The organism is Streptomyces sp. NPDC026515 (genome assembly GCF_055567595.1).
In genome coordinates, this window is the sequence record NZ_JBVHQD010000020.1 from 194,553 (window position 1) to 204,262 (window position 9,710).

General features: G+C 72.9%; 9 protein-coding genes. 7 read left to right on the forward strand and 2 right to left on the reverse strand.

The window, feature by feature from the left end:
- Positions 1-17 precede the first annotated feature (17 nt).
- On the reverse strand, positions 18-1,532 hold the full coding sequence (locus tag ACZ4O3_RS34555) for a DUF1254 domain-containing protein (protein ID WP_467726096.1): 1,515 nt from the start codon (positions 1,530-1,532) through the stop codon (positions 18-20).
- 1,118 nt (positions 1,533-2,650) lie between these two features.
- Between ACZ4O3_RS34555 and ACZ4O3_RS34560 the strand changes: the two genes are divergently transcribed.
- From ACZ4O3_RS34560 to ACZ4O3_RS34580, 5 genes are read left to right on the forward strand one after another with little or no spacing between them, the layout of a single operon-like run.
- Positions 2,651-3,829 carry a 4Fe-4S dicluster domain-containing protein gene (locus ACZ4O3_RS34560; RefSeq protein WP_467726098.1) on the forward strand — a complete coding sequence of 393 codons (1,179 nt, stop codon included), beginning with the start codon at positions 2,651-2,653 and terminating at the stop codon, positions 3,827-3,829.
- Positions 3,826-4,641 (forward strand): FAD/NAD(P)-binding protein, encoded by an 816-nt coding sequence (locus ACZ4O3_RS34565; RefSeq protein ID WP_362725207.1) that lies wholly within the window; start codon positions 3,826-3,828, stop codon positions 4,639-4,641. The genes ACZ4O3_RS34560 and ACZ4O3_RS34565 overlap by 4 nt, the downstream gene beginning before the upstream one ends.
- Before the next feature lies 1 nt (position 4,642).
- A complete protein-coding gene (locus ACZ4O3_RS34570; protein ID WP_362725204.1) occupies positions 4,643-5,524 on the forward strand; it encodes an NADH-quinone oxidoreductase subunit B family protein in 882 nt (293 codons plus the stop codon).
- On the forward strand, positions 5,521-6,852 hold the full coding sequence (locus ACZ4O3_RS34575) for a Ni/Fe hydrogenase subunit alpha (protein ID WP_467726099.1): 1,332 nt from the start codon (positions 5,521-5,523) through the stop codon (positions 6,850-6,852). Before ACZ4O3_RS34570 ends, ACZ4O3_RS34575 begins: the two co-directional genes overlap by 4 nt.
- A complete protein-coding gene (locus ACZ4O3_RS34580) occupies positions 6,849-7,328 on the forward strand; it encodes a hydrogenase maturation protease (protein WP_467726101.1) in 480 nt (159 codons plus the stop codon). The genes ACZ4O3_RS34575 and ACZ4O3_RS34580 overlap by 4 nt, the downstream gene beginning before the upstream one ends.
- 72 nt (positions 7,329-7,400) lie before the next feature.
- Here the strand turns inward: ACZ4O3_RS34580 and ACZ4O3_RS34585 are convergent, their stop codons facing one another.
- A complete protein-coding gene (locus ACZ4O3_RS34585) occupies positions 7,401-7,859 on the reverse strand; it encodes a Crp/Fnr family transcriptional regulator (RefSeq protein ID WP_385001274.1) in 459 nt (152 codons plus the stop codon).
- 797 nt (positions 7,860-8,656) lie between these two features.
- Here ACZ4O3_RS34585 and ACZ4O3_RS34590 point away from each other — a divergent pair.
- Positions 8,657-9,283 (forward strand): hypothetical protein, encoded by a 627-nt coding sequence (locus ACZ4O3_RS34590; RefSeq protein WP_467726102.1) that lies wholly within the window; start codon positions 8,657-8,659, stop codon positions 9,281-9,283.
- Between the two features lie 227 nt (positions 9,284-9,510).
- On the forward strand, positions 9,511-9,710 hold a 200-nt coding region (locus ACZ4O3_RS34595; RefSeq protein ID WP_467726104.1), incomplete at its 3' end, for an alcohol dehydrogenase catalytic domain-containing protein.

The following is a 9,710-nucleotide window of genomic DNA, read 5'->3' on the forward strand; positions in this document are numbered from 1 at the left end:
GCGCGCGGGCCGAGTCGTCAGGCGACGCGGGTCAGCGGGGGACACTCCCAGGTCGCGTCGATCACCTCGGGGCGGGGCCGGTACATGCGAAGGGCCACGAACCAGGCACCCTTCTTCGCGGTGGGCAGCCAGTTGGCCTCCCTGCCCGGTCCGGGCGGCTCGCTCTGCAGGTGGAGCGTCAGTCCGCCGTCATCGTCCCACCGCAGGCCGGCGCTGCGGTCGCCCACCGAGTAGCGGTCGGCCGGGTTGGCGATGAGGTTCATGTCCTCCCCGTAGGCGCTCAGCGACCAGAACGCGTCGACCGGTGGCAGGGCGTCGCCGGGAAAGTGCAGCTCGTACCGGCCTTCGGGGGCCAGCTTGGCGCCGTTCGCGTCGTCGAAGTTGAGCAGGTAGACGGCCTCGGCGGGGTCGTTGGCGGCGACGCCGATGAGTGACTGGTCGGCGGCGCGTTTGAGGAAGTCGTCGCCGAAGCGCCCCATCTGCGGGGGAGGGTAGCGCCAGCCGTGGACGAGGTGGGCCCAGTCACCGCTGAGGATCTGTTGTCTGAGCAGGGGCACGCCGACGGTGGCGGCCCGGATCAGGCTTCGTCTCACCGCGTCGGGCTGGGCCTCGACGTCGAGGCCGGGACCGATGCCGATCTGGGCGAACTGGTCGAGAAGCACCTGGTGGTGAGACGGCGGAGGGTTCTCGTCCAGCATCGCGTTCAGCGTCTTCCACGGTCCGAGGGGATCGTCCTCCGCCAGGACCGGCGTCAGGACGTCACGGCTTTCCGGGACCTGCGCGTCCGGTCTGCCGTACAGGCTGAGCGGGGTCAGCCGGTACTGCTCCTGGAGTTCCCGGACGCGTGGCACGTCGTCGGGGCCGTTGACGAGGGTGCGCCCGAGGACGAGGATCCAGGGGCTGGGTGCCTCCTTCAGGCGGCGAACCCCGGCGGGAAGACTTCCCTGCCACTGCGGACCGACCAGGGCGAAGCTGCCCGAGTCCGATCCGGTGGTGCGCTGGCCGACGTAGTCGAAGTTGTCGGACGTGATCCCCACCAGCTCGAAGGTGAAGTACCGGTCACCCATGTCCGGATGGGAGAGGACGACGGGTTCAGAGCCGAGGTTCACCCAGGCCGTCGAGTACAGGGTGTCGTTGTTGGGGCATCCGCCGTCGCGGTAGGTCGCGTCAAGCAGACGCTCGGCGTGCCAGAAATGGTCGACGGCCGCGTACGGAACCGTCGCGGGGTTGCGTGGTCGCGTCACCCAGTCGTGCCTCAGCCTGGCGTTGTAGATGTACGGAAACCCGTAGACGAACGCCTGCTGCCCCAGTGTGTAGGCGTACTCGCCACGCCAGTCGTCCACGCGCCCGGTCAGGACAGGCTTCACCGCCTGACCGAGGACGGGCACGATGTCGGGCAGACGCCGGGCGTGCGCGATCGCGGACCTCGGATGAAGGGCCGCGTGCCCGGCGGCCCGTGCCACCGTGACGGCTGCGCCGGCCACGTCCTCGGAGATCCGGCGCCAGGCAGGGTTCTGCGATGTCTCGGGCATATCGGCACCACTTCGCTCAACCGCGTCGAGGGCAGGGTCTCGGACCCCGGCCGTGTTGTCGCTCCCCAGGCGGCCATCTTCCCCCGTGCCGGCGGTCGGCGCAGCCGGAGAAGTCCGGCCACTGCACCCGAGTGGCCGGCCTTCCCGCGGGGGCGTGAACGTCACTCGTCCGGCCGCACGGTGCAGCCGTCGGGGGCGGGAAGGCGGACAGGTGGTTACGTTCTCAGGCGGGGGCGAGACCGTCGGCCTCCGGCGCCACTCGGCGCCAGGGGCACGCGGATCACCCGGAGCGTCCGTATCGCCGAAAGCGAGTGGCCCCATGCCTTCGACACCGGCCCGCCAGGATCGGGTGACCACGACGTACGAGAATGTCCACGGCGTGCCCCATGCCGAGATCGTCGTCTTCACGAAGGACGCCGACGGACCCGGAGCAAGCGGGGTCGTCCACAACACGCTCGGCCTCCCGGTCGACTTCACCGACGAGCAGTTCCGCGCCCTCGACCCCGCGGCGCAGGCGGCGGAGTTCCACGGAGACGCCGTGTGGATGAACGGGCCGCGTCGGGCACTCATGGACGCCGCCACCGCGGAGCTCCGGGACGCAGGACGCGTCACCTCCGTGGCGGGCATCGCCATGCACGCCGTGGCCGATGTCCATGTTCCCGACCTGCGGACGTTCCTCAGCACCCGGCGGCCGGCCTGCACACGGCTCACCGTGGGGCGTACCACCGGGTGGGTCTTCCTGAAGGGCCGTGAGATCCACGAACTCGTCTCCCCCTCGACGAGTACGAGAACAACTACCAGCGCCACGGCTGACCCGCGTCCCGGCGCGCAGGCGGCCGCAATGCCGCCCGGACGCCTCGTACGCCTGCTCGCCGGGCGTGGGTTCCAGCGCCTGGAGCCGTCCGGTTCCGCGAGGCAGGGCGGCTACCGCCGGGGCGGGGACTCGGTACCGCAGGGCTCGACGCCTCGGTGGCACGGCTGCCGGGCGCTTGAGACGATGACCGGGGAAGATTGCCGAGGGGCGACGTCGTCCGGCTCCTCGCACGAGCCGCACGGCCGCACCCGCTGCTGCGTTCGCCAGGACGGGCAGGCACCCAGGCTGCCGAAGGAGGCCGGTCATGACCGCCGACGCCGATGCCAACGCCTCCCCGGCCCCCGCGTCCGACGGCTCTGTCCTGACCAAGGACGGCATGGCGGTGCTGGTCGACGTGCTGATCGGACGCGGCTTCACGGTGGTGGGGCCTACGGTCCGGGACGGTGCGATCGTCCTGGCCGAGCTGCGGTCGGCCAGTGAACTGCCGTACGGCTGGGGCGTCGAGCTGGAGGCCGGGCGCTACCGGCTGCGTGAGCGGCTCGACGGCGCTGCCTTCGCGCACGCCGCGGGCCCGCAGGCCTGGAAGCCGTTCCTGCACCCGCCACGGGTGCGGGAGTGGAGCGCCGACCGGTCGCCGGACGGACTGGTCGTCACGGCCGACCGGCCCGTGCCGCCGCGCTACGCCTTCCTGGGCGTGCGCCCCTGCGACCTGCGGGCCATCGCCGTCCAGGACCGGGTGCTGACCGGTGGGGCGCACCGGGACCCCGGCTACGAGGGACGGCGCGGCGGAGCACTGCTGATCGTGGTCGAGTGCACGGAGCCGGGTGCCACCTGCTTCTGCGTCTCGATGGGCACCGGTCCCGCCGCCGGTCCCGGCTACGACCTGGTCATGACCGAGGTGGTGGACGAGGACGGGCACCGGTTCTGGATCCGCAGCGGCAGCGCGGAAGGCGCCGGGATCCTGGCCGAACTGCCGACCCGTCGAGCCGATCCGGACACCCGTGAGACGGCCCGCGCGGGTGTCGCGGCCGCCGCGGACCGCATGGGCCGCACCATGCCCGAGGCCGACCTGCGGGAGCTGATGGCCGCGACGCTCGACGCGCCTCGCTGGGACGACGTCGCCGGACGGTGCCTGACCTGCGGCAACTGCACCATGGTGTGCCCCACCTGCTTCTGCACCACCACCGAGGACGTCACCGACCTCACCGGCGACCACGCGGAGCGCTGGCGGCTGTGGGACTCGTGCTTCGACCTGGACTTCTCCCAGCTGCACGGCGGCCCGGTCCGTGCCTCCCCGCGCAGCCGCTACCGGCAGTGGATGACCCACAAACTCGGCACCTGGTACGACCAGTTCGGCTCGTCCGGCTGTGTGGGCTGCGGCCGCTGCATCGTCTGGTGCCCGGTCGGGATCGACATCACCGAGGAGGCCGCCGCCCTGCACGACTGGACACGGTCCGGGGGACCGGCGGCGGAGTCACCGTGACCGGCGTGGCGCCACCACTGCCGTACCGGGTCGTCGGCTCGCGGGCGGAGACCGCCGACACCCGTTCGATCGAGCTGGTGCCGACCGGGCGCGGTCTCCCGCCGTTCGCGCCGGGACAGTTCGCGATGATCTACGCCTTCGGGGTCGGTGAGGTGCCCGTCTCCGTCAGCGCACTGCACGGCCCCCGGGGCGGCCTCGTGTACACCGTGCGCGCCGTGGGCGCGGTCTCCGCGGCTCTGTACCGGCTGCGCCCGGGTGACTCCGTCGGCCTCAGGGGGCCGTTCGGCGTCGGCTGGGACCTGGCGGCGGCCGGGCAGGACCTGCTGGTGATCGCCGGAGGAATCGGACTGGCCCCGTTGCGGCCGGTCGTGCGCGCCGTCCTGGAACGGCCGGACGGCTACGGTCGGGTCACGGTCCTGGTGGGTGCCCGTACCCCGGCCGACCTGGTCTACCGGGACGAGATCGAGAGCTGGCGCGGCCCGGCGGAGGTGGCCGTGACGGTCGACCGCCCAGGTCCCGGCCGGCACGTGGCGGTCGGCGTGGTCACCACGCTACTGGGCCGCCTCGACCTGCGCCCCGAACGGACCCGCGCGCTGGTGTGCGGGCCCGAGGTGATGATGCGCCACACAGCCCGCGACCTCGTGGCCCGGGGCGTGGCCCCGGACCACGTCCAGGTCTCCCTGGAACGGAACATGCGCTGTGCCACCGGCCATTGCGGCCACTGCCAGCTCGGCCCGCTCCTGCTGTGCCGGGACGGGCCCGTCGTCGGCTACGACCGCGCGGAGCACCTGCTCCTGGTAAGGGAGTTGTGACATGGTCACCGGACCCGGACCTGCCCCCCGCCCCCGGCCCACGCTCGCCGTGTGGAAGTTCGCCTCCTGCGACGGCTGCCAGCTGACCCTGCTCGACTGCGAGGACGAGCTGCTCGGCCTCGCCGACCGGATACGGATCGACCACTTCCTGGAGATGACCTCCGCCGAGGGCGGCACCGGCGGGGAGCACGCCCGGCTGGCGGGCCGGGGGCCGTACGACCTCTCCCTGGTCGAAGGGTCGATCACCACCGCCGAGGACGCCGAGCGGATCCGGCACGTCCGCAGTGTCTCCCGGTACCTGGTGACCATCGGAGCGTGCGCCACCGCCGGGGGCATCCAGGCCCTGCGCGACTTCGCCGACGTCGACGAGTTCCTCGCCGCGGTCTACGCCCGCCCGGAGTACATCTCCACGCTCGGGACCTCCACGCCGGTCTCGGCTCACGTCCCGGTCGACTTCGAGCTGCGCGGCTGTCCCATCGACCGCCGCCAGCTCCTCGAAGTCATCACCGCCTACCTGGCCGGACGCAGACCCGGGATCCCGAGCCACAGCGTCTGCTTCGAGTGCAAGAGGCGCGGCACCACGTGCGTCACGGTGGCGCACGGCACCCCCTGTCTGGGCCCGGTCACGCATGCGGGCTGCGGCGCGATCTGCCCCGCCTACGGACGCGGCTGCTACGGCTGCTTCGGACCGGCGGACCAGCCGAATCTGCGGTCCATGGTCGCCCAGTTGCACCGCGACGGGATGAGCGAGCGGGACATCCAGCGTGTCTTCCACACCTTCAACGCCACGGCGCCGGAACATGCCTGCGTACCCGAACTCGCGGCCGGGGAGCGGCACGGCTCACGGACCGGCTCGGAAACCCGCCCCGAAAGGCCCGCATGAACCCTCGCGGAACCCGCGTCCTGCGGCTGGACGCGCTGGCCAGGGTGGAGGGCGAAGCGGCCCTCCACCTCCACGTCCAGGACGGTTCGGTCACCGGGACGAGGCTGCGCATCTACGAACCGCCGCGCTTCTTCGAAGCCCTCCTGACCGGACGGGGCCATGCCGAGCCCCCCGACATCACCTCCCGAATCTGCGGCATCTGCCCGGTCGCCTACCAGATGAGCGCCTGCCAGGCGATCGAGAACGCCTGCGGAGTGACGGTGGAGGGGCCCCTCGCCGACCTGCGCCGCCTGCTGTACTGCGGCGAGTGGATCGAGAGTCACGCCCTGCACATCCACCTCCTGCACGCACCGGACTTCCTCGGCCGCGCGGACGTGGTGGAACTCGCCCGTGACCATCGCGCGGCCGTCGAGCGCGGCCTGCGGATCAAACAGACCGGCAACGCGATCATCGAACAGCTCGGCGGCCGCCCCGTCCATCCGGTGAACGTCCGGATCGGCGGTTTCTACCGGACCCCCGCACCGGAGGAACTCCGGCCCCTGGCGGACCGGCTGCGGCAGGCCCTGCAGGACGCGCTGGAGACCGTCCGCTGGGTGGCGGCGTTCGACTTTCCCGACGCCGTGTGCGACCACGCCCTGTTCGCGCTGAGCGATCCCGGCCGCTACGCCATCGACTCCGGGACGCCCACGGTGATGGACCCGGCGCCGCGCGAGTTCCCCCTGCCCGACTTCGAGGAGCACGTCCGGGAGGAGCAGGTCCCGCACTCCACGGCCCTCACCGCCACCCTGGACGGCCGCCGTTTCCTGACCGGCCCACTGGCCAGGTACGCGATCAACGGCCGTTGGCTGCATCCCGTGGCGGCCGGTGCGGCACGGGACGCCGGGCTGGGCGATCCGGCCGCGGGCGTGGTCTGCGACAACCCGTTCCGGAGCATCGTCGTACGCGCGGTCGAGATCGTACAGGCGGTCGAGGAAGCCCGGCGGATCATCGACGGATACGAGCGGCCTCCCCGCCCGGCGGTCGAGGTCCCGCCGCGGGAGGCCGTCGGCGTGGGAGCCACCGAGGCGCCCAGGGGCCTGCTGTACCACCGCTACGCCCTCACCGGGGACGGCACGCTCACCGGGGCCCGCATCATCCCGCCGACCGCCCAGAACCAGACGGCCATCGAGGAGGACGTCCGCAGGGCGGTGCAGTCCCGCCTGGACCGGGGCGGGCCCACGGCCGACGACGAGGAACTCACCCACCTGTGCGAGCGGGCCATCCGCAACCACGACCCCTGCATCTCCTGCGCCGCCCACTTCCTCGACGTGACCGTGGACCGTGTATGACCGGCCGGGTCGTGGTGGCCGGCGTCGGCAATCCGCTGCGCGGTGACGACGGGATCGGCCCGGCGGTCGTGGAGGCACTGCGGGGCCGGGTTCCCGACGGCACCGTGCTGGCGGTCAGCGACGGCGAGCCCGCGAGACTCCTCGACCTGTGGCGGAACGCGGATGCCGTGATCATCGTGGAGGCCCTCCGTACCCAGCCGGCGCGGCCCGGTGCGGTGCACACACTGACAGCGGCGGAGGCCGCCGGGCACGCACGGGCCCGGGCGAGCACGCACGCCTTCGGTCTGGGTGACTGCCTCGCGCTGGCGGAGGCCCTCGGCCGCGTGCCGCCGAGGTTCGTGGTGCACGCCGTGGAGGTCGCCGACGTCCGACTCGGCGCACGGCTGAGCGCGGCCGTGCGCTCCGCCCTCCCCGATCTCACCGACCGCGTGATGACCTCCGTGCGAGAGGCGTACGAGCGGTGCCAGGAGCCTTAGGGGCGGCGGGGCTTCCGGCCCGTGCCGGAACGCGGGGGAGTGCACGGCCGGCCGGTGACCCAGCCCCGGGGGTCAGGTCAGTCCGCCGCCTCCGTAGGGGGCGTACAGGTCGAGGAGACGGATCCGGGAGGCCTGCAGCCGCTGGGCCAGCACCTGCCCGAGCCAGGTCGCGATCGCTTGGCCGAACCCGGCGTCCTGGGCACAGGTCTCCAGGACCGGGCCCGCGTCGAACTCCCAGGCCCGCACGGGGCTCATCGCCTCGGCGCCCAGATGCCACAGGTACGGAGGGAAGTGCCAGGCCCAGCCGACGAGTTCGCCCTGCCCGACAGTCTCGATGACGGCGGGGCGGTGGCCGGGCGCATGCAGGTCAAGGGCGACGGCCCCGGTGCGTACCACCCAGAACCGGTCGGCACGCAGGCCCTCCTCGAACAGCCGGGTCCCGGCCGCGAACGAGACCTCGCGGGCGAGCCGCATCAGCCGCTCGCGGTGCTCGGGCTCCAGAGCCCTCGTGGTCGTGGTCGCGGCGGCCATCGCGCAGGCTCCCTTCGGCGGGGCGTCTCCTTCCAGCCTGGCCGCATCCGCGTTCCGGCGCCAGCGGCCGGGAGGCGGCTCTCCGGATCACGCGCGGGGCGCCGGACGTGCGCTACTCGCCTCCGGAAGGCATGCCGGGGGCGGGAAGGGCTTCCACTTCTCGCGGATCCGGATTGCGCGGTGCGCGGTTCCCGACCGCTTCTCCGCGTCCTCCACGGTCCTTCCCGCCACTACCAGCACAGCACATCACGCCCTCCCTCACCAGGGCCGATCGGCCCTGATGCGGCACGGGACGAGAGGAGCGCGGCGACGGCCGGGCGGCATACCCGACGGTCCGCGGGTTCCGGCGCGGGAGAGCCCCGGGGTCCGGGCGCCCGCGTGCAGCGCAGCGCGTCCGCGAGGGGAGGAAGGAACGCCGGCGCCGACGTGCCGGAGCGGGCGGCCGGCGATGGAAGAGAGGGACGAGGCCGATACGCCGGGTCGGAGCAGTCGGACCCGTAACCGCGGAAGGTGAGCGAGGGCTTCGCCCGGGCCCGTCCACCGGGCGTGTTCACGGTGCCGTGGGGTCCCCCCGCGACCCGGCGTTCAGGAAGGACGGCGTGCACGGCGCGGTGTCGGCAGACCTCACCACCGACCACCAGACGTCGTGCACATGCCGATCAGTCCCGGCGGACGGGGCCGTTCAGCCCAACGGGTGCGGACGTTCGGCATCCGGCGTGGCCGTTCGCGGACCATGAGAGTGATGGGCGTCAGACAGCGAACCTACCGTCCCCCGACTCCCTGAAGGGATCACCACCATGGCCGTGCACGAGCATCCTCACCGTGGCTCCGGCTTCCGCCTGCCGTCCTTCCGCCGGCCCCGGACTGCCTCCGCCTCCGAGTCCGCGGCGGCGACGACCGGTACGCACGCCGCGCGGGCGTACGCGCTGGCCTCCCTGCGGTTGCTCACCGGGTTCGTCTTCCTGTGGGCGTTCCTCGACAAGACCTTCGGCTTCGGCTACGCCACCCCCGCCGGCAAGGGCTGGATCGACGGCGGCTCGCCGACCAAGGGCTTCCTCGGCTCCGTCGCCGCGGGGCCCATGGAGTCCACCTTCCACTCCTGGGCCGGGGACACCTGGGCCGACTGGCTGTTCATGCTCGGTCTGCTCGGCGTCGGCCTCGCTCTGGTCGCGGGGGTCGCACTGCGGCTCGCCGCCGTCGCGGGCACCGTGATGATGGCGCTGATGTGGACGGCCGAGTGGCCGCCCGCCAAGCACCTCTCGGACGGCTCCGCGAGCATGTCCACCAACCCGTTCGCCGACTACCACCTCGTCTACGCCGTGGTCCTGATCGTCCTGGCACTGACGGCCGCCGGCGACGCCCTGGGCCTCGGGCGGCTGTGGGCCCGGCTGCCGTTCGTCCGTACCAACGGGTGGCTGCGCTGAAGGCCCTCCGGGGGGCGGGACCGCCGCCGGTGCCGCCCCCGGAGCCGTTCCCGGGGGTCCAACGGGCCCTGCGCGGGACCTGTGGCCCCTGCCCGCGCAGGCCCCCCGACCCGAGGCTGGGAACGGGCCCGTACGTCGGTCACGTCACGCACGCCGTGCTGCACCACGCCACCGCCCCCGTCGCCGTCGTTCCCCACGGCTGACCAGGAACAGAGGAGAGAACCACCATGAAGGCAGCGGTCGTACGACGGTTCGGGGAGCCCCTGGTGATCGAGGAGCGCGGCGACCCCGAGCCCGGGCCCGGACAGGTCCGGATCCGGGTGGAGGCCTCCGGGCTGTGTCACACCGACATCCATGCCGCGCGCGGGGACTGGCCCGTCAAGCCGAACCCGCCGTTCGTGCCGGGGCACGAGGGCGTGGGTGTCGT